This is a genomic window from Pseudomonas sp. FH4 (genome assembly GCF_000510915.2).
Taxonomy (GTDB): domain Bacteria; phylum Pseudomonadota; class Gammaproteobacteria; order Pseudomonadales; family Pseudomonadaceae; genus Aquipseudomonas; species Aquipseudomonas brenneri.
In genome coordinates, this window is record NZ_AOHN01000001.1 from 166,338 (window position 1) to 185,161 (window position 18,824).

Consider the following 18,824-nt stretch of genomic DNA (forward strand, 5'->3'; position numbering starts at 1 on the left):
AGTCTGCGCCTGTGGGTACAGGCGCATTATGCCTAGTGCTGCTGTGCAAGACACTCGCGCAATGCTTCGCGCCACTGCGGTTGGCTAACGTGCCAGTGTTGTTGCAGGCGGCTGCAATCGAGGCGCGAGTTCAACGGGCGTTTGGCGGGCGTTGGGTACTCACTGGCGCGAATCCCTTCCAGCGCGGCGCATGCCTTGCCTTCGGCCAGCAGTTGCTCGCCGATGGCCTGGGCAAAGCCGAACCATGAGGTTTCGCCCTGGGCTGTCAGGTGATACACGCCCCAGTCCCCGGCCTGGCCAGCCTGCCAGCGCTCGATCAGGGCGCGGGTGCTGTTGGCGATGGTCCCGGCCCAGGTCGGCGCGCCAATCTGGTCGGCGACGATACGCATGTGAGGTTTTTCCTGGAGCAGGCGCTGCATGGTCAGCAGGAAATTCTTGCCGTGGCTCGAATACACCCAACTGGTGCGCAGGATCAGGTACTGACCACCCACTGCCGCGATGGCCTGTTCGCCCGCCAGTTTGCTCGCGCCGTAGACACCCAACGGGTTGGGAGCATCGTCTTCGGTGTAGGGCGCAGGCTTGCTGCCGTCGAACACGTAGTCGGTGGAGTAGTGGATCAGCGGGGTGCCCAAGGCCTTGGCTTCTTCGGCCAGGATACCGGGCGCCGTGGCATTGATCGCGAAGGCCACATCGGGCTCGTTCTCGGCCTGATCGACAGCGGTATGCGCCGCCGCGTTGATGATCAACCCGGGGCGATGGCTGCGTACCTGTTGGCGGATCTGCTCGGGGTTGGCCAGGTCGAGCTGGTCGCGACCGAGCACGACCAACTCCCCCAGGCCCTGGAGCCGCTGTTGCAGCTCGCGGGAAACCTGGCCGTGTTGGCCGGTGATGAGGATTTTCAACGGCGTGCCGCTCACATTCATTTGGTTTCCCCGGCTAGGGCGAACAGGTACTGGCCATAGCCAGTCTTGCCGAAGTATTTGGCCCGTTCGAGCAAATGGTCGCGGTCGATCCAGCCGTTCTCGTAGGCGATCTCTTCCAGGCAAGCCACTTTCAGGCCCTGGCGGTGCTCGATGGTCTGAACATAGATCGAGGCTTCCAGGAGGCTGTCATGGGTGCCGGTATCGAGCCAGGCGAACCCACGGCCGAAACGCTCGACATGCAGGTCGCCACGCTTGAGGTAGGCATTGTTGACGTCGGTGATCTCCAGCTCGCCGCGTGGCGATGGCTGGACGGCCTTGGCGATCTTGACCACATCGTTGTCGTAGAAGTACAGGCCGGTCACGGCATAGCTGGATTTCGGCTTGGCAGGTTTTTCTTCGATGGAAAGCGCGCGGCCTTCACCGTCGAAATCAATTACGCCGAAACGCTCCGGATCGTTGACCCAGTAGCCGAATACCGTAGCGCCGGATGGACGCTTGGCAGCGGTGCGCAGTTGCTCGCCGAAGTGCTGGCCGTGGAAAATGTTGTCGCCCAGGATCAGGCACACCGGGTCATTGCCGATGAATGCTTCGCCGATAAGGAAGGCTTGCGCCAGGCCGTCGGGCGATGGTTGCTCTGCATAGCTAATCTGCACGCCAAACTGGCTGCCATCGCCCAGCAGATTGCGGTATTGCGGCAAGTCCACCGGCGTGGAAATCACGAGGATCTCTTTGATTCCGGCCAGCATCAGCACGGAAATCGGGTAGTAGATCATCGGTTTGTCGTACACCGGCAGCAACTGCTTGGAAACCCCCAGGGTAATGGGGTGCAGGCGTGTCCCGGAACCACCGGCCAGTACGATTCCCTTCATCATGCAATCAGGTCCTTCGCGTCGGTGCTGCCGAGGCGTTCGCCCTGATAGCTGCCGTCCTGGACCCGACGGCACCATTCCAGATTATCCAGGTACCACTGCACGGTCTTGCGCAGGCCGGTCTCGAAGGTTTCTTCCGGAACCCAACCCAGTTCGCGCTCGATCTTGCTGGCATCGATGGCGTAGCGCTGGTCGTGGCCTGGGCGGTCCTTGACGAAGGTGATCAGGTCGGTGAACTGGGCAACGCCGGCCGGGCGCTGTGGCGCCAGCTCTTCGAGCAGTGCGCAGATGCCACGGACCACATCGATGTTCTTCTGCTCGTTGTGCCCGCCGATGTTGTAGGTCTCGCCCACCACACCTTCGGTGACCACTTTGAGCAGCGCACGGGCGTGGTCTTCGACAAACAACCAGTCGCGCACTTGCAGGCCGTCGCCGTACACCGGCAGGGCTTTGCCTGCCAGGGCATTGAGGATCACCAGCGGGATGAGTTTCTCGGGGAAGTGGAACGGCCCGTAGTTGTTCGAGCAGTTGGTCAGCAGCACCGGCAAGCCGTAGGTGCGCTGCCAGGCACGGACCAGGTGGTCGGACGCCGCCTTGCTGGCGGAGTAAGGCGAGCTTGGCGCGTAAGGCGTGGTTTCGGTGAACAGGTCATCTACACCATGCAGGTCGCCATACACTTCGTCGGTGGAAATGTGGTGGAAACGGAAGGCGCTCTTGGCCGGCTCTGCCAACTGTTGCCAGTAGGCGCGAGTGGCTTCAAGCAGGCTGTAGGTGCCGACGATGTTGGTCTGGATAAAATCCGACGGACCGTCGATGGAGCGGTCGACATGGGACTCGGCCGCCAGGTGCATGATGGCCTGGGGCTGGAAGCGTGCCAGCACTGCGCTGACAGTGGCCTGGTAGATGATATCGGCCTGGACGAACTCATAGCGGGTGTTGGTCGCGATGCTGGTCAGCGACTCAAGATTACCGGCATAGGTCAGTTTGTCGAGGTTGAGAACTTCATGTTCAGTGTTTTGAATCAAATGGCGGATCAGTGCGGAGCCGATAAAACCGGCGCCGCCGGTAACAAGAATACGCATGTCGAGAGGCCTTTTCCTTAGACGGACATTGAGCGAATGGGGCATAGCTTGCGGGCTTGCGGTGGGCGGTGCAAGAGGCGGTGGTCAGATTGGCTCGGCTTGCGTGCTTAAAGAAGACAATCGCAATAGGTTGGGGTTGCATCAGACCTGATAACAATGGCGATATAAGCGCCAGATAAAAAACCAGGGGCTGTCAGATGTTGCTCGATACATTGATCCACCGCGCCAGTTTGCCGTGCCCACAGGTCGGACCTGGGCAAGCCTTGCAGTTGCTTGAGCAGCATTACGGCCTCGGTGGCACGCTGCAGTCCCTGGGCAGCCAGCAAGATCTCAATTACCGGGTCGACAGTGATCGTGGGCGCTTCGTCCTGAAAATCTGCCGTGGCGAGTACGCGGCCATCGAGTTGCACGCCCAGCATGCGGCCCTGGCGCACTTGCAGGCACACGCCAGCGTCCGAGTGCCCAAGGTCATCAGCACCCTCGCCGGCGAACAACTGTTGAGTCTGACGGTTGCCGGGCAGGCCGTGCATCTGCGGCTGCTGGACTATATCGACGGCCAGCCGCTGACCCACCTGCCGCACCTGGATCGTGGGGTGATCGAAGGTTTCGGCCGGCTATGCGGGCAGATGAGCCAGGCATTGGCTGGCTTCACCCATGCGGGGCTTGCGCGCACCCTGCAATGGGACCCGCGCCACGCGCTGGAGCTGATCAGGCATTTATTGTCGACACTCGACAACGTGCCCCAGCGCGCGGCCCTGGAGCGGGTCGCGGTACAGGTCGAGCAGCACCTGCGCCCCTTGGCGGATCAATTGCCCTGGCAGGCCGCGCACATGGACATCACCGATGACAATGTGATGTGGCAGCGCGATACCCAGCAGCATTGGCAGGTGCAGGGCGTTATCGATTTCGGTGACTTGGTGCACACCTGGCGGATTGCCGATCTGTCGGTGACTTGCGCCGCGCTACTGCACCACGCCGAAGGTGACCCGTTTGCGATCCTGCCGGCGATCCAGGCCTATCACGCGCTGACTCCGTTGCAACCGCAAGAGTTGCAGGCGTTGTGGCCGCTGATTGTGGCCCGCGCGGCGGTCCTGGTGTTGAGCAGTGAGCAGCAACAGCGCCTGGACCCGGATAACACCTACCTGTTGAAGAATGCCGAGCACGAGTGGGAAATATTCCAGGTTGCCCTCTCGGTACCCTTCGAACTGATGGAAGCGGCGATCCTGGCGTGCGTCAGTACAAGCCTGGCGCCGCTGGCCAGCGAAGGGTTTGCCCCGCTGCTACCGAGCCTGGTGGGGCGCGAATTCGCACTGATCGACCTGGGCGTGCTCAGTCCGCATTTCGAGGCGGGAAACTGGGAAGCCCCCGGCATCGACCAACATCTATTACAGCAAGCGGCAGCGGTCCATGGCCTGGCGGCCAGCCGTTATGGTCAATATCGGCTGTCCCGCACGCTGCCTGACTGCGCGACCGAACCCGAGACCTTCGCGCTGCACGTCGAACTGCATGCGCCCCAAGGTACTGCCGTACAAGCACCGTTTGCCGGCACCCTGCGCAGCACGACCGATGGCGGCTTATGTGTGCACAGCGCGGAACTGAATGTACGACTCTGGGGGGTGAAACCCGCGTTGCAACCCGGTGCAGCGGTGCTCAAGGGCCAGGTCCTGGGTGAGGCTGGCGGGCCATTACGGGTGCAGTTGTGCCGCGTCGATCTTGAGCCGCCGTTGTTCTGCACGCCATCGCGCGCTGCGGCCTGGCAGGCGCTGTGCCCGTCCCCGGCGACGTTGCTGGGCCTTGCCTGTGACGCTGAGCCGGAGCTGGATCCAGACGCCTTGCTGGCCCGGCGCGATGCCAGCTTCGCCCGCTCGCAAAAGCACTATTACGTTGACCCGCCGCGCATCGAGCGCGGCTGGCGCAATCATCTGATCGATATGCAGGGCCGTTCCTATCTGGACATGCTCAACAATGTCGCGGTGCTGGGCCACGGCCATCCGCGCATGGCACAGGTGGCGGCACGGCAGTGGTCGTTGCTCAACACCAACTCGCGCTTTCATTACGCCGCGATTGCCGAGTTTTCCGAGCGGCTGCTGGCGCTGGCGCCGGATTCCATGGACCGCGTATTCCTGGTCAACAGTGGTACCGAAGCCAACGACCTGGCGATCCGCCTGGCCTGGGCCTACAGCGGCGGGCGCGACATGCTCAGCGTGCTGGAGGCCTATCACGGCTGGTCGGTGGCGGCGGATGCGGTGTCCACCTCGATCGCCGACAACCCCCAGGCCTTGAGCAGCCGGCCGGACTGGGTGCATCCCGTGACCGCGCCCAACACTTATCGAGGCGAATTCCGCGGCCCGCACAGTGCACCGGATTATGTGCGCAGCGTCGAGCACAACCTGGCGAAGATCGCCGCCAGCAAGCGCCAACTGGCGGGTTTTATCTGCGAGCCGGTGTATGGCAATGCGGGCGGTATCTCCCTGCCGCCAGGCTATTTGCAGCAGGTGTATGCCCTGGTTCGCGCCCGGGGTGGGGTATGTATCGCCGATGAAGTGCAGGTCGGCTATGGCCGCATGGGGCATTTCTTCTGGGGTTTTGAAGAGCAGGGCGTGGTGCCGGACATCATCACCATGGCCAAGGGCATGGGCAACGGCCAGCCTCTGGGCGCGGTGATCACCCGCCGGGAAATCGCCGAAGCGCTGGAGGCTGAGGGCTACTTCTTCTCGTCTTCGGGCGGCAGTCCAGTCAGTTGCCGGATTGGCATGGCGGTGCTGGACGTGATGGAGGAGGAAAAACTCTGGGAAAACGCCCAAGTGGTCGGCGGGCATTTCAAGGTGCGGCTGGAGGCGTTGATCGCACGGCATCCGCTGGTGGGGGCGGTGCATGGCTCGGGTTTCTATCTGGGGTTGGAGCTGGTGCGGAATCGGCAGACCCTGGAGCCGGCGACGCAAGAGACCGCGAAGTTGTGTGATCGCCTGCGCGAGCTGGGGATTTTCATGCAGCCGACGGGGGACTACCTGAACATCCTCAAGATCAAACCGCCGATGGTGACGTCCAGACGCAGTGTGGATTTCTTTGTCGACATGCTGTCGAAGGTGTTGGATGAAGGGTTGTAGACCCCTTTCAATGACTTGAAATGAGATCAACACTGTTGATTGGATTTCAATTTTAAATTCGATTGTTATCGGGAATTTTTTGTTTTTTTTCGATGGATGGAGATCGGCCGGCTTTAAAAGCCGATTTTTATCCGTTATAAAGTCGTCCAGCATTCCCCTTTCTGTCATCGGCCATGGCTATCCTGGCCGCTGACCACCGCCCAGGAGATGATTCATGAGCCGTATCGTTACCGTCGCCGCTACCCAGATGGCTTGTTCCTGGGATCTTGAAGCCAACATCGAGACCGCTGAAAAGCTGGTCCGTGAGGCCGCCGCCAAAGGCGCGCAGATCATCCTGATCCAGGAACTGTTCGAGAGCCCGTACTTCTGCCAGAAGCCGAACCCGGACTACCTGCAACTGGCGACCTCGGTGGCCGACAACGTGGCCATCAAGCACTTCCAGAAAATCGCCAAGGAACTGCAAGTGGTCCTGCCGATCAGCTTCTTCGAGCTGGCCGGCCGTGCGCGTTTCAACAGCATCGCGATCATTGATGCCGACGGCTCCAACCTCGGGATTTATCGTAAAAGCCACATCCCGGATGGCCCTGGCTACCACGAAAAGTACTACTTCAACCCGGGCGATACCGGCTTCAAGGTGTGGAACACCCGCTACGCGAAAATCGGCGTGGGCATCTGCTGGGACCAGTGGTTCCCGGAATGTGCCCGCAGCATGGCGCTGCAAGGCGCAGAAATCCTGCTCTACCCGACCGCCATCGGCAGCGAGCCACACGACAAGAGCATTTCCTCCCGTGACCACTGGCAGCGCGTGCAGCAAGGCCATGCCGGCGCCAACCTGATGCCGCTGATCGCCAGCAACCGTATCGGCAACGAAGAGCAGGACGGCTACGACATCGACTTCTACGGCTCGTCGTTCATTGCCAACCAGTTCGGCGAAAAAGTCCAAGAGCTCAACGAAACCGAAGAAGGCATCCTGGTGCACAGCTTCGACCTCGATGAGCTTGAGCACATCCGCAGCGCGTGGGGCTCGTTCCGTGATCGCCGGCCGAACCTGTACGGCGCACTCAAGACCCTCGACGGTTCCCTGGAGTCCTGATCGCCATGACCACTTTGCACAGCACGCCTCGCGCTGACGGCTTCCATATGCCAGCCGAGTGGGCACCCCAGACCCAGGCCTGGATGATCTGGCCCGAGCGCCCGGACAACTGGCGCCTGGGCGGCAAACCAGCGCAGGCGGCCCATGTGGCGGTGGCCAAGGCCATTGCGCGTTTTGAGCCGGTGACGGTTGCGGTGTCGGCCGGCCAGTACGAAAACGCCCGGGCGCGCCTGGATGTGCCGAATATTCGCGTGGTGGAGATGTCCAGCGACGACGCGTGGGTACGCGACAGCGGGCCGACCTTCGTGATCAATGACCAGGGTGAAGTCCGTGGCGTGAACTGGGACTTCAATGCCTGGGGCGGGTTTGACGGTGGCCTGTATGCGCCGTGGAACCGCGACTCCCAGGTGGGCGGCAAGATCCTTGAGATCGAGCGCAGCCCGCGTTATCGCACCGAGGGGTTTGTGCTCGAAGGTGGTTCGATTCACGTCGACGGTGAAGGCACGCTGATCACCACCGAGGAATGCCTGCTCAACCGCAATCGCAACCCGCATCTGGATCGTGGGCAAATCGAAGCGGTACTCAGCGCCAACCTGGCTGTGGATAAGATCATCTGGCTGCCCGACGGTCTGTTCAACGACGAAACCGACGGCCATGTGGATAACTTCTGCTGCTACGTGCGCCCGGGTGAAGTGTTGCTGGCCTGGACCGATGACCCGCAAGACCCGAACTATGTGCGCTGCCATGCCGCCATGGACGTGCTGCAAAACAGCACTGACGCCAAGGGGCGCGCGTTTATCGTGCATAAAATGCCGATTCCGGGGCCGTTGTATGCGACCGAGGAAGAGTGCGCCGGGGTTGACCCGGTGGACGGTTCCCAGGAGCGTAATCCGACCGTGCGGTTGGCCGCCTCCTACGTCAACTTCCTGATTGTCAACGGCGGCATCGTCGCGCCGAGCTTTGATGACCCGCTGGATGAACGCGCCCGGGAAATCCTCCAGGGTCTGTTCCCGCAACATGAAGTGGTGATGGTGCCAGGTCGTGAACTGTTACTGGGCGGCGGCAATATCCATTGCCTGACCCAACAACAGCCCGCACCGCACAAAATCTGAGTGCAGTTGTAACAGCCGATTTCCCGGGAAAGCGGCTGCTTGCCAGCCAGTGCACTTGGCAGTAACAGCAAGCCCATGGCCCATCAGGGCCGTGGGCTTTTTTGTGCCTGGCGTCCGATAACCCGGGCTTATTGGCACAGCTCTTGTATCGGCATTGTGACAGTGATCGGGGTTTGTGACTGCGCAGTTCTGTCATAAACCTTGAGTAAGTTAGCCGCTCAAGCAGTAGGAGAGAGCGCTGAAATGAACGCCGATATCAACCTTGTCTATAAACGCGCGCCCCATCCCCTGGCAGTACGGGGCGACGCGATTCACGCGCTGGCACTCTGGTTGAAGGCCAACGGCTCGCGCCGGATCAGGCAGGCTGACCCGCGGCGGGTGATGAGTGAGCGTTATCCAGCGGGGTTGTTCAGCGAGGATGAAGTGCAGGTGTTGTGCGAGTTGATACAGAACTGACGGGCACTGACTATCCAAATGTGGGAGCAAGCTCGCTCCCACATGAACCGCATGTGGCTTAGAAGTTATAGGTCCCAGTGACCACCAGGCTACGCGGGTCACCGAACTGGATCTGGTTGGCGCTGGTCGCCGACGCGTAGTACGTCTTGTCGCTGATGTTGTTCAGTGCTGCTTTCACATCCCATTCCTTGTGCCGGAACCCGGCCAGGGCGTCCCAGCGGCCATAGCCCGGCAATACAACGGTGTTGGCGTTGTCGGCATAACGCTCGCCCACCAGGGTCAGGCCGGTTTCGGCGTACCAGCCCATTTCCGGTTTCCAGGTGACGAACAGACTGGCGTTGCGCTTGGCCACGTCGCTGATGCGTTTGCCTTCAAAGCCGTTGTTGTCTTTGACGACCTTGGCATCCTGCACACCGACGCCGCCGCGTACATACCAGTTGCCGACGATTTTGCCGGTGGTGGTCAGCTCGATCCCTCGGGAGCGTTGCACGCCGCTGAGCAGGGTGACGAGCGGGTTCTCCGGGTCACGGGTGCGGCGGTTGTACAGCTCCAGTTCATAGACGGCGAGGGTGGTGCTCAGGCGGTCGTCGAGCCAGTCGCTCTTGACTCCGATTTCCTTTTGTTTGGTCAGCTCGGGGCTCAGGTCGTTGGCATTGCCGGCCGCATTCGGGGTGATGCCGATCAGGCCGCCACCGGTGGGGGAAAACGTCTTGCTCCACGATGCATAGAACGAGTGGTTCTCCACCGGCGTCCACACCACGCCCAGCCGTGGGCTGGTGTTGTGGCTGTCGACCTTTTGCCGAGCGTGGGTGACCTTGCTGGTGGTGTCCACTTCGAAGCGGTCGTAGCGCAGGCCGGCGAGCACTTGCCATTGGTCGTTCAGGCGCAGTTGGTCCTGCACGTACAGGCCCTGGCTTTCGACTTCGGTGTGGTTATTGCTGGAAACAAACATCGGCCCGGTATGGCTCAGGTGGCGATTTGGGTGCTTGAGATCCAGGCTGGGGACCGCTTTGCCGCCGTCCTTGACGGCCGTTGAAGTAGACAGTTTAGGGTCACGGCGCTGGCTGCCCAGCTCAATGCCGGTCAGCAGGCGATGCTCCAGGCCAAAGGTGTTGAAGCCGCCTTCCAGCTCGACGTTGTTGAACACATTGCGGGTTGTCAGGTCCTGCTGCCAGCGCTGGCGCCCGACGGTGTTGGTCTTGGCGTCGTAGCCGGTCAGGTAGGTGTTGTCGAAATCGCTGTCGAGCTTGAACACACCCAGCGTATGGCGCAGTTGCCAACTGTCATTGAGCTCATAGGCGAGCTTGGAGCGCAGCGATTGGGTGGTGTCGTCGATGTAGTCGCGCGGGTCGCCGTAGGTGGTGTCGCGGCTCACATCGGCCGGGCGTCCACGCACACCAGGGATGCCACGGTCCGGGGTGCGGTCGTAGCGGCTGTATTCGTATTGCACCAGCCAGTTCAATTGCGGGGTCAGTTGCCAGCTCATCGACGGTGCGAACAGTTTACGGTTGCCGCTGATGTTGTCGCGCAAGCTGTCGGTGTCCTCGTTCCCCATGTTCAGCCGCAGGCTGATGTTGTCCGTCGGGTCGGCGCTCAAGTCGGTGTACAGGCTGCGCGTCCCGTTCGTGCCGCCCTGGGCTTCGATACTGGAAGCACGCCCGGCCTGGGGCAGCTTGCTGACGCGGTTGACGATCCCGCCCTGGCCACCACGCCCGTACAGCACAGCGGCAGGGCCTTTGAGCACGTCGATGCGCTCGATGTTGTGCAGGTCGCGCACGTATTGGCTGTCGTCACGGATGCCATCGAGGTAGAAGTCGCTGCTGGCTTCGAAGCCGCGGATACGCAGGCTGTCGAAGCGGGTATCGGCGCCGCTGCTGACGTTGGGGATACCGCTCAAGGCCTGGCCCAGATCGTTGGTGCCGTAGGCGCGCAGGTTCTCGGTCTTCACCGAGTCGATTGCCTGGGGTACGTAGCGCACCGGCGTGGCCGTGCGCGTGGCGGTGTTGGTGTTTTTGACGCGCGGATCGTCCTCGTCAGCTTCTGCACTGATGGAGGTAGCGGGCAGTGTCGTCGCGGCGCAGGCAAATCCGGCGCACAGCAGTGCAGAAAGCCCAAGGGTCATGGGCGTCAGGCGAGAGGCTGGCATTAAGGGGGTGCATCCGTAAGAGGGAGGAAAAATTGCGCGCGAATGATAATGCTTGCCATTTGCTGGCGTGATTTATTCTTGTGTTGTTAGCTCGAATAAATATTTCTAAATATTTCTGCGTGTTTTTATGGGTTTTTTTGTCGCATCGGAAAATGCGTTACCCGCCAGCGCTTATTCACGTTATGAGTCGGCTGAGCGTCTATAACGCGTAAATAGTGGCTAAATAATATTGCTTAGACTTTTTTCGCCTAAATTCAGACGATTCACTAAATTGACACGTGGTTCAGGGCACGGATAGGATTCGCCTCAACGCCTGTGGCTAACCGCCATGACTTCTCTATAAAAAAATGGCCCGCGGCATGTTCGGTCGTCCGCGGGCCTTTTTTTATCCGGGGAAAGTCGATACCAAAAAATCCAAACGGAGCCAGGTGTCACAGCGCGTACTCAACCAGTAATAAGGAATAAAAAAATGTTGAAGCAACGGATGGGTCTGATCGCTCTGGGGATTTTGAGCGCTACTCAGGCAATGGCAAACGACCAGGAGCAATCCAAGGGCTTCGTGGAAGACAGCCACCTGAACATCGCGGCGCGTAATGCGTATATCAGCCGCGATTACAAAGACGGCGGTAAAGATAAAGCCGAATGGGGCCAGGGCTTCATCGGTAAGTTCGAATCCGGCTTCACCCAAGGCACCGTCGGTGTGGGTGTGGACGTGATTGGCCAATACGCCATTCGTCTGGATGGTGGTAAAGGTCGCAGCGGCGCTGGCGGCATCAACTTCTTCAAACAAGGCGACAGCGGCGCAGCACCACACGACCTGGCCAAGGGCGGCGCAGCCGTCAAGGCTCGCATCTCCAACACTGTGCTGAAGTACGGTGACCAGATGCCAGCCGTGCCGGTCCTGCAGTACGACAACTCCCGTCTGTTGTCGGAAACCTACACCGGTACCTCGATCGTCTCCCAAGAGATCAAAGGTCTTGAGCTGCAAGGTGGTTACTTCACCAAGGAAGCCCAAAAAGGTGCCGAAGGCACCGACAGCGGCAACCTGAAAAACATCGCCTACCTGGGCGGTAGCTACAAGTTCACCGAAAGCCTGTCGGCCGCGCTGTACGCATCCGACATGGAAGACGTACTGAAGAAGCAATACGTCAACGTCAACTACGTGCTGGGCCTGCCACAAGAGCAGTCGCTGACGTTTGACTTCAACGGCTACAAGACCAAGCTGGACAAGAGCTTCGCCCAGCTGACCCAGGGTGATGCTGACGCTCGCGACAACAAAATCTGGAGCCTGGGTGCCACTTGGGCCTTCGGTCCGCACAGTCTGACCCTGGCTCACCAGCGCAGCTCCGGTGATACCGGCTACATGTACGGCGGCTACCGTAACAACACCAAGGGCAGCGGCATTGGCGACGGTGGTAACACCATCCTGCTGGCCAACTCCTACTGGTCTGACTTCAACGCTAAAGACGAGCGCTCCTGGCAGGTCGGCTACGGCATTGACTTCAGCACCTTCGGCGTACCGGGTCTGACTTACAACATCGCTTACGTGCGCGGCACCAACATCGACGACGGTAGCAACCGTGGCGATGGCACCGAGCGTGAAATCTTCAACCAGTTCAAGTACGTGGTACAGAGCGGCCCGGCTAAAGACCTGAGCCTGCGTGCCCGTGCCTCCTGGTTGCGTGTTTCGACCAACGCCAACAACTACAACGTTGGCGGCAACGAAATCCGTCTGTTCGCCGACTACCCGATCAACGTGTTCTAAGATCGCGCGTCGTGCCTGATACCAGGCAATAAAAAACCCCGACGTGTCGGGTTTTTTTTATGGCTGCCTGAAACCTACGCCTTTACCTGCGCCAGTTTCTGGCAGTTAGCCTTGCGCGCCGGGTACTGCCCGCATTTGCGCAACACACTCTGCACCTGCTGGGCATTCTGCAATTGCTGGCTAGCCAGCAGCTTTTCGGTGATGAACAGCTCTTCCGAGCCCAAGTTGCGTTCGGCCTTGTCGATCATCGCCAGCGCCGCCTTGCCGTCGCCGCGCTTGAGGTAATAGCTGATCATCAAGTCATAGGTCGAAGGCCCGGCCAGGGACCAGTCCTTGATCGCCTGCAACTCCTTCAACGCCTCGGCATTTCTGCCCTGGGCCAGACGCACGGCGTAGGCGGTGCGGCGGATGTTCGGCTGGTCCTTGACCGGTGAACCCAAGGCGCGGCGGATAAACGCATCGGCCTCGGGCACCTTGTTTTTTGCCAGGGCGGCGGTGGCGGCGTAGGCGTCCTTGTAGCCCTGCATCGCCTTGGCTACGGGGGCTGCGTCACGCACCTTTGGCCAGCTCTGCTTATTGACCCGGGCGCGGCGCTCCTTGGGGTATTCGCGTTGCAGGTATTGGCGCAGCTCGGTGTCACGGTCCAGCGCAGACATGTGGGAGCGGTTGAAGTATTGGCTGGTGGCGCTGATGGTGGTGTTCAGGCCGTCTTTGACCAACACATCCAACTCTTTGGTAAAGCGGTCGAGGTTGAACTGCTGCAACGAGTCTTGCATCGCGTTCTTGCGGGCGGTGAGAAAACCCGTCAGCAGCGGCTTCTGCTTGCCCTGGAAATCATTCAGGCGCTCCAGGCTGTGGGTGGCCGCGCGGGGGGCGTAGCCGGCACGAATCATCAGGTCGGTGCCGAGCAGATCTGCCTGGTCTTCCTGGCTGCGGCCCCAGGCGGTGCTCCACACATTGTCGGAAAAACTATTGGCCAGCGAGGTATACAACACGGTGTTGCCGATGGTTTTTTGCGTGCCGGCCGGGTCCTTGCTGAACAGCTTCATGGTGCCCGAACTGCGATCCACCCCGGTGTTGGCCGCCACGGTTGCCAGGGCCACGGTGGAGGCCACGGTGGTGAACATTTCTTTCTGCTGCTGGAAGGCGGCGGCGCGGTCATGGTGATGCAGCAACACATGGCTCATTTCATGGCCGAGCATGGCGGCGATTTCATCTTCGCTGCCGACGTTTTCCAGCATCCCCAGCGGCACGAAAATATTGCCGTAGGGATCCGCCGATGGGCCGAAGCTGTAGCTGTCGGTGATCTTCACCTGCAACAGCGGCAACTCCCCCGGCCAGCCCTTGGACAGGCGCGTGACGATGCCCTGCAAGTACACCTGCAACATCGGGATATCCACTAGGTTCTGCTGGCGCGCCTCGGCGGCAGGCACGGTGCGGCCGTCGTAACTCAAGCGCTGCTGGCCCGCGCGTTGCGGGTCGAGTTTGTAGTACTGGCGCACTTCGCTGTTATCCACGTAGTGGCCCTGGACCTGCGACTGGGTCGACGACCCCACCAGGTTCAGAAACGCCTGGTCCGCACCCTTCAAGGTGGCGCAACCGCTGAGCAATGCGCTGGCCAGCAATAGATATCCCTTCACCGCGATACTCCTTTATTGACTGCAACCGGCGCCATAGCCGAGGGTGGATTTGTTGTGCGTGTCGCTGGCCAGGCTCTGGGGCATTTGTTGGCACGGCAGGCTCATGACATTCAGTGGCGGTTCGATTCGCAGGTCCCGGGTGTCCAGCCAGACTTTCTGCCCAGCCAACTCCACCAGCACCAGTTCCAGGTCCGTGTTGAGCTGCAACACCTGAACCGGTTGCTTGGGTGTGTCTTTGCGGGCGATTTCTCGCTGCAGCTTGCCTTGCTCGTCCACCACCTCCACCGGGTCGGCCAGGAACTCCTTGATGACGTGGGTTTCGGCCAGCACGCCCTGGCTGTAGAGCGCGGCGAGTAGCACGATGAGGATTCTGTTCATCCTTGGTTTCCTTGAGTGAGACGACATGGCGGCGCCCTTCAGTGGCCACGGTCGAAGAAGGCTTCGATCCGCTCGCTGAACAGCGCCAATGACAGCAAAACAATACCCAGCACGTTGACCAGGGTGATGTGGTTCAGATACAGCACGCCGCACACCGCCAGCAGCATCAGCATCACCAAGCCCCACGACCAGTAGGGTGAGGTGAAGAAGCGGACTTCTTGAGCGTGCCAGCGCGTCCAGCTCGGTAAGCCGGCCAAGCGCCGTGCATGCAGGGCCTTGAGCACGAGAATCAACGCCAGCAGCCCCAGCTCCAGCAGGTCCACCCAGTGCAGGTTGAAACCGGGGAAATTGGCCGGCTCGCGGTCGTAATCCATGCCCTTGTAGATCAGGTTGTCCAGGGCCATGGCATGCAGATACACCCCGGGAATCAGCCCGTGCACGGGGGACTGCACCAGGTCGCCGGTGGACGTGATACTGGCCCCGACCATCACCAGGCGGTCGCGCAACAACCCGGCCACCAGTGCCTGATCCTCTGGCGAACTGACCTCCAGATCGCTAGCCGACAGGGTCAGGCTATAAGGGCAGCGGGCCTGGGCCGAGTCGTCGAGTTTCCAGAACACCGCCTGGAAAAACTGCGCCACCCAATCCAGCACAAAATTGCGCGGCGGTGCGCAGTGACGGATATCCGAGATCTGCGCCTGCTCGGGTGCCAGTTTCAAGCCCCACTGCACGGCGATCGGCTGCCGTTGCGCAGCCGCCTCGGCATCCGCGGGCAGATCTGCACACGGCCGGTCCTTGCAGAACTGGCGGTACAGTGCCAGGGCCGGCGTCTCCATCACCCCCAACGCCGTCGGCATCGCCAAGGGGTACTTGTCATCCACCCCCGACCACATCACCAGCCCGGGCTGGGTGAATGCGGCAAATTGTTCGAGAGTATTGGCTTGCCCATTCTTGCCCCGCGTCACCCCGGTATTGGCCAGCAACAAGGGAATGCCCCGGTGCTGATAGCGCTCGAACACATTCGCCAACAACTGACTGCCGCGCGTCGGGTCGCCGAGGGAGTGATCGTGGCTGTACAACAAATCCACAAACACCGCCTTGGGCTTGTAGGCCAGCAGGCGCTTGAATAACTTGCTCTGCTCGCTATACGGCATCGGCCATGAGGTGTTGTTACGCATCAGGTAGGCGTCATCGATCAACACCACGGCGATGTGCTGCTGGCCGGTGCTGGGGTAATTGCTGGAAAACATCCGGTTGAGCCACTGGGCGGATGCCTTGTCACTGGAGCTTGCCAGGCCGAAGGGATCGAGCACCGCCAGCAACACGATAAAAAACCCGAGCAAATAGCGGCGACGATTGAACAGCGGGGGGTTGTTCGACATCCATGTCTCAATAAAAAACGGCGGGTGCTGTGACGGGGCAGGGTTTCCCGCATGAACGCAGCGAATGCATGGGTTTTAAAGGACGGGGAGGGGGGTGTCAATTAGAAATATGGCTAAGTGCCATCTCGCGTCCGTCGCCTACGGCAGCAATCGGGGCGTGGCTGGTGAGGGCCGACGCCATTTCACCAACCCCACCGCGAGGGCAGACAGAATCAGCGCAATCGAGATTCCCTCGTTCAAGCCCACCCGGTGCCCAAGCAACAGCATGGAGCCGCTGACACCAAACACAGGGATCAGCAGCGACAGCGGCGCCACCTTGGAAACCGGGTACTCGCGCAGCAACAGATTCCAGCCCCAGTAACAAAAGTGCGTGGCCGCATAGACCTGAAACAGCAGCGAGCACACCGTCAGCCACTCCACATGCGTCACCAGCTCATTGAACGGCGCCGATCCATGGGCCAGCCAGGTCAATAGCAGCAACGGAATCGGCGGGAACAGACTGGCCCACACCACAAAGGCAAACATCTCTCGCACTTTTGATTGCTTGATGATGACGTTGCCCACACTCCAACTGAACGCGCTTACCAGCAACAGGCCGTAACCCAGCGTGGTCGCTTCGCCTGGACTGCTGGCGATAATGCCGATCAGTCCTACAGCCGCCAGCCCCACCCCGAGGATCTGTCCGACGCTCAGTTGCTCGCGAAACAACAACACCCCCCAACCCAGGGTGAAAAATGCACTGAACTGGATCAGCAAGGCCGCGGTACCTGGCGGCACTCCCAGTTCAATCCCCAGGTTGATCAAGGCCCACATCGCCACCCCGAAAATCAAGCCATAGGCCACCAGCCACTTCATCGCAATAGCCGGGCGCCGCACAAAAAATACCCACGGCAACGCCGCCAGGGTAAAACGCAACGCGGTCAGCAACAGCGGATCGATCCCCACCAACCCCAGTTTGGTAATCGGAAAATTCAGCCCCCAGACAGCGGTCACCAACACGGCCAGGGCCAGATGCTTCTTTTGCATGGTGTTCTGATTCCACAAAACAGCGCCGGCGCTTGAGTACGCCAGCCAAGGCGCAACTATGCGTAATAGGCGTGATGGCTCGCTTGCACTATCAGGTCATAAATCATTAAATTCGGGCCATGCGCGAAACTGACATCGACCCCTACGAAAACACCCCCCGCGACGCCGTGGTCACGGCCAACGACTACCGCGATGGCCAGCACTTTGCGCTACACACCCATCAACGCGGGCAGTTTGCCTACGCCGCCTGCGGCGTGATTACCGTCTTCACCCAACAAGGCAACTGGGTCGTGCCGCCACACCGCGCCATCTGGGTCCCGGCGGGCGTGGCCCATGAAATGAGCATGAGCGGCCCGGTGACCATGCTCAACACCTACATCCGCACCCCCGCTGCAACCCGGCTCAACCTGCCCACGCAGTGCCAGGTGTTCGGCGTATCGACCTTATTGCGAGAACTGCTGACCCGCGCCGTCGACCTTCCGCCGCTGTACGAAAAGGAGCACCGCGAAGGCCATCTGATGACCTTGCTACTCGACGAAATAGCCGCCATGCGCGCCCTCTCACTCAATGCCCCAATCCCCAACGACCCCCGCCTGGCCCACATCTGCCGTAATCTGCTGCAACAACCATCCCTGGAAACCGGCATCGACGACATGACCCAACGCCTCGGCATGAGCCGCCGCACCTTTACCCGCTTGTTTCGACAGCAGACGGGTATCAGCTTTGTGGAGTGGCGCCAGCAGGCGTGCCTGTTGGCGGCGGTGGTGAGGTTAGGGAATGGCGAGTCGGTCACGCGGGTGGCGATTGATTTGGGGTATAGCAGTTCGAGTGCGTTTACGAGTGTGTTCAGGCGGGTGTTGGGGGAGGTGCCGAGTCGGTACTTTTTGAAAAAATCAGCCTGACTGGCTGAAGCGGATTTAGGCGCCCGATGCACCGCATCGAGCGCAAACGGCCTATTGCGGCTCAGGCCCCTCGGGCTGCATGGCCAGGAGCACATCATCGAGGATCGCTTTACCCATTTCGCCCAGATAGTGCGAAGAGAACGCGTACTTTTCCCCGTCTACATCCATGGCGGCATCCAGTGATAGCACTTTGGCGTAGTAGAGCAGGTGCGATGCGTGCTCAAGGGCTTCCTGGAAGGGGATGCCGGCATTGACGCGGAAGACCTTCATATCGTGTTTGCTTTCGCCACAGTCTGCGAAGGTTACGGCACCGAGGGTGGTTGCTTGGGGTGGGGTGCTCATTGGTGGCCTCCAGATAGTGGAGGTCGGTAAACGCTATCCAAGGTAGGAATGGTTTCAGGCGGTATTTCGTACGGCATAGCTAACTCCCTTTGCATGAACAAAAAGAGCTGCCCCAGACGTTTCCAGGCGAAAGGTGGCAGCTGTACGTGGGCTGGAAACCGAGGCAAAAGGAACCCGGCAGGCACAAGGCCTCCCACGCACAGCCGCCAAAAAGCACAAACAACAGGCATAAAAAAAGCGCCTGCTGATTGATTGACGACGCTGTAGCGTCCTTAAGCATCGGGTTTCCAGGCCCGGTCGCTGATGAGCAGCGACGGGGAGGAGGTTAGCGCGATGGCCTATGGGCTGCAACTTGCAGGGTGTAGGAATTTTCTGGTGGAACAGTTCTCCGGAATATCAGCGGGATACAGGGCTATTCAGCTCTTGGCGACAGATAGGGCCAAAAGCGGACTCTCAAGCCAAGTAGAGACATGGCAGAAGCTATATGTTCGTTGTGTCTACGAAACTAGGCGCGATTCAAACATCCCCGACTTCATCTGGCAGCAGCAGGGTGATGGGGAGGTGTTCGTGGGCAGTTGGGCTGACAGCTTCTTTGGCGTTC

The 18,824-nt window shown here is 60.3% G+C and carries 15 protein-coding genes and 1 pseudogene; 7 read left to right on the top strand and 9 right to left on the bottom strand.

The window, feature by feature from the left end:
* Window positions 1-32: 32 nt before the first annotated feature.
* Genes rfbD through rfbB form a run of 3 tightly spaced genes read right to left on the bottom strand, consistent with a single transcriptional unit; the run spans window position 33 to window position 2,874 of the window.
* On the bottom strand, window positions 33-923 hold the full coding sequence (rfbD, locus tag H097_RS00740) for a dTDP-4-dehydrorhamnose reductase (protein WP_032856600.1): 891 nt from the start codon (window positions 921-923) through the stop codon (window positions 33-35).
* Complete coding sequence (gene rfbA / locus H097_RS00745; RefSeq protein WP_032856601.1) at window positions 920-1,795, bottom strand: glucose-1-phosphate thymidylyltransferase RfbA; 876 nt, start codon at window positions 1,793-1,795, stop codon at window positions 920-922. The genes rfbD and rfbA overlap by 4 nt, the downstream gene beginning before the upstream one ends.
* Window positions 1,792-2,874: a dTDP-glucose 4,6-dehydratase gene (gene rfbB / locus H097_RS00750; protein ID WP_032856602.1), complete on the bottom strand. Its 1,083-nt coding sequence runs from the start codon at window positions 2,872-2,874 to the stop codon at window positions 1,792-1,794. The genes rfbA and rfbB overlap by 4 nt, the downstream gene beginning before the upstream one ends.
* Window positions 2,875-3,071: 197 nt before the next feature.
* Between rfbB and H097_RS00755 the strand changes: the two genes are divergently transcribed.
* The 4 genes from H097_RS00755 to H097_RS00770 all read left to right on the top strand — a co-directional run bounded on the left by H097_RS00755 (window position 3,072) and on the right by H097_RS00770 (window position 8,642).
* Window positions 3,072-5,981 (top strand): aminotransferase, encoded by a 2,910-nt coding sequence (locus tag H097_RS00755; protein WP_032856603.1) that lies wholly within the window; start codon window positions 3,072-3,074, stop codon window positions 5,979-5,981.
* A gap of 214 nt (window positions 5,982-6,195) precedes the next feature.
* Window positions 6,196-7,074: an N-carbamoylputrescine amidase gene (gene aguB, locus H097_RS00760; RefSeq protein ID WP_032856604.1), complete on the top strand. Its 879-nt coding sequence runs from the start codon at window positions 6,196-6,198 to the stop codon at window positions 7,072-7,074.
* Window positions 7,075-7,079: 5 nt separating this feature from the next.
* Complete coding sequence (gene aguA, locus H097_RS00765) at window positions 7,080-8,186, top strand: agmatine deiminase (protein ID WP_032856605.1); 1,107 nt, start codon at window positions 7,080-7,082, stop codon at window positions 8,184-8,186.
* Between the two features lie 243 nt (window positions 8,187-8,429).
* Window positions 8,430-8,642: a hypothetical protein gene (locus H097_RS00770; protein WP_032856606.1), complete on the top strand. Its 213-nt coding sequence runs from the start codon at window positions 8,430-8,432 to the stop codon at window positions 8,640-8,642.
* 58 nt (window positions 8,643-8,700) lie between these two features.
* Here H097_RS00770 and H097_RS00775 read toward each other — a convergent pair whose 3' ends face one another.
* Complete coding sequence (locus tag H097_RS00775; RefSeq protein ID WP_032856607.1) at window positions 8,701-10,788, bottom strand: TonB-dependent siderophore receptor; 2,088 nt, start codon at window positions 10,786-10,788, stop codon at window positions 8,701-8,703.
* Window positions 10,789-11,257: 469 nt separating this feature from the next.
* Here H097_RS00775 and H097_RS00780 point away from each other — a divergent pair, with 469 nt between their 5' ends.
* Window positions 11,258-12,553, top strand: a complete 1,296-nt coding sequence (locus tag H097_RS00780; RefSeq protein ID WP_032856608.1) for an OprD family porin — start codon at window positions 11,258-11,260, stop codon at window positions 12,551-12,553.
* Between the two features lie 74 nt (window positions 12,554-12,627).
* Here H097_RS00780 and H097_RS00785 read toward each other — a convergent pair whose 3' ends face one another.
* The 4 genes from H097_RS00785 to H097_RS00800 form a co-directional block, all read right to left on the bottom strand.
* Complete coding sequence (locus H097_RS00785; protein ID WP_032856609.1) at window positions 12,628-14,193, bottom strand: M48 family metallopeptidase; 1,566 nt, start codon at window positions 14,191-14,193, stop codon at window positions 12,628-12,630.
* Between the two features lie 12 nt (window positions 14,194-14,205).
* On the bottom strand, window positions 14,206-14,571 hold the full coding sequence (locus H097_RS00790; RefSeq protein WP_032856610.1) for a hypothetical protein: 366 nt from the start codon (window positions 14,569-14,571) through the stop codon (window positions 14,206-14,208).
* A gap of 38 nt (window positions 14,572-14,609) precedes the next feature.
* Entirely contained in the window at window positions 14,610-15,953 is a 1,344-nt protein-coding gene (locus tag H097_RS00795) for a CHASE2 domain-containing protein (RefSeq protein WP_032856611.1), read from the bottom strand.
* 138 nt (window positions 15,954-16,091) lie between these two features.
* Entirely contained in the window at window positions 16,092-16,979 is an 888-nt protein-coding gene (locus H097_RS00800; protein ID WP_032856612.1) for an EamA family transporter, read from the bottom strand.
* Between the two features lie 119 nt (window positions 16,980-17,098).
* Here H097_RS00800 and H097_RS00805 point away from each other — a divergent pair, with 119 nt between their 5' ends.
* Complete coding sequence (locus H097_RS00805) at window positions 17,099-17,881, top strand: helix-turn-helix transcriptional regulator (RefSeq protein ID WP_032856613.1); 783 nt, start codon at window positions 17,099-17,101, stop codon at window positions 17,879-17,881.
* Window positions 17,882-17,932: 51 nt separating this feature from the next.
* Here H097_RS00805 and H097_RS00810 read toward each other — a convergent pair whose 3' ends face one another.
* Window positions 17,933-18,223: a DUF3077 domain-containing protein gene (locus H097_RS00810; protein WP_032856614.1), complete on the bottom strand. Its 291-nt coding sequence runs from the start codon at window positions 18,221-18,223 to the stop codon at window positions 17,933-17,935.
* Window positions 18,224-18,556: 333 nt separating this feature from the next.
* Here H097_RS00810 and H097_RS28475 point away from each other — a divergent pair.
* Window positions 18,557-18,824 (top strand): annotated as a pseudogene (locus tag H097_RS28475) (hypothetical protein); the annotation flags it as partial.

Coding starts and splice junctions, on each gene's coding strand:
- rfbD (WP_032856600.1), bottom strand. CDS start 923: ATGAATGTGAGCGGCACGCCGTTGAAAATCCTCATCACCGGCCAACAC.
- rfbA (WP_032856601.1), bottom strand. CDS start 1,795: ATGATGAAGGGAATCGTACTGGCCGGTGGTTCCGGGACACGCCTGCAC.
- rfbB (WP_032856602.1), bottom strand. CDS start 2,874: ATGCGTATTCTTGTTACCGGCGGCGCCGGTTTTATCGGCTCCGCACTG.
- H097_RS00755 (WP_032856603.1), top strand. CDS start 3,072: ATGTTGCTCGATACATTGATCCACCGCGCCAGTTTGCCGTGCCCACAG.
- aguB (WP_032856604.1), top strand. CDS start 6,196: ATGAGCCGTATCGTTACCGTCGCCGCTACCCAGATGGCTTGTTCCTGG.
- aguA (WP_032856605.1), top strand. CDS start 7,080: ATGACCACTTTGCACAGCACGCCTCGCGCTGACGGCTTCCATATGCCA.
- H097_RS00770 (WP_032856606.1), top strand. CDS start 8,430: ATGAACGCCGATATCAACCTTGTCTATAAACGCGCGCCCCATCCCCTG.
- H097_RS00775 (WP_032856607.1), bottom strand. CDS start 10,788: ATGCCAGCCTCTCGCCTGACGCCCATGACCCTTGGGCTTTCTGCACTG.
- H097_RS00780 (WP_032856608.1), top strand. CDS start 11,258: ATGTTGAAGCAACGGATGGGTCTGATCGCTCTGGGGATTTTGAGCGCT.
- H097_RS00790 (WP_032856610.1), bottom strand. CDS start 14,571: ATGAACAGAATCCTCATCGTGCTACTCGCCGCGCTCTACAGCCAGGGC.
- H097_RS00795 (WP_032856611.1), bottom strand. CDS start 15,953: ATGTCGAACAACCCCCCGCTGTTCAATCGTCGCCGCTATTTGCTCGGG.
- H097_RS00800 (WP_032856612.1), bottom strand. CDS start 16,979: ATGCAAAAGAAGCATCTGGCCCTGGCCGTGTTGGTGACCGCTGTCTGG.
- H097_RS00805 (WP_032856613.1), top strand. CDS start 17,099: ATGCGCGAAACTGACATCGACCCCTACGAAAACACCCCCCGCGACGCC.
- H097_RS00810 (WP_032856614.1), bottom strand. CDS start 18,223: ATGAGCACCCCACCCCAAGCAACCACCCTCGGTGCCGTAACCTTCGCA.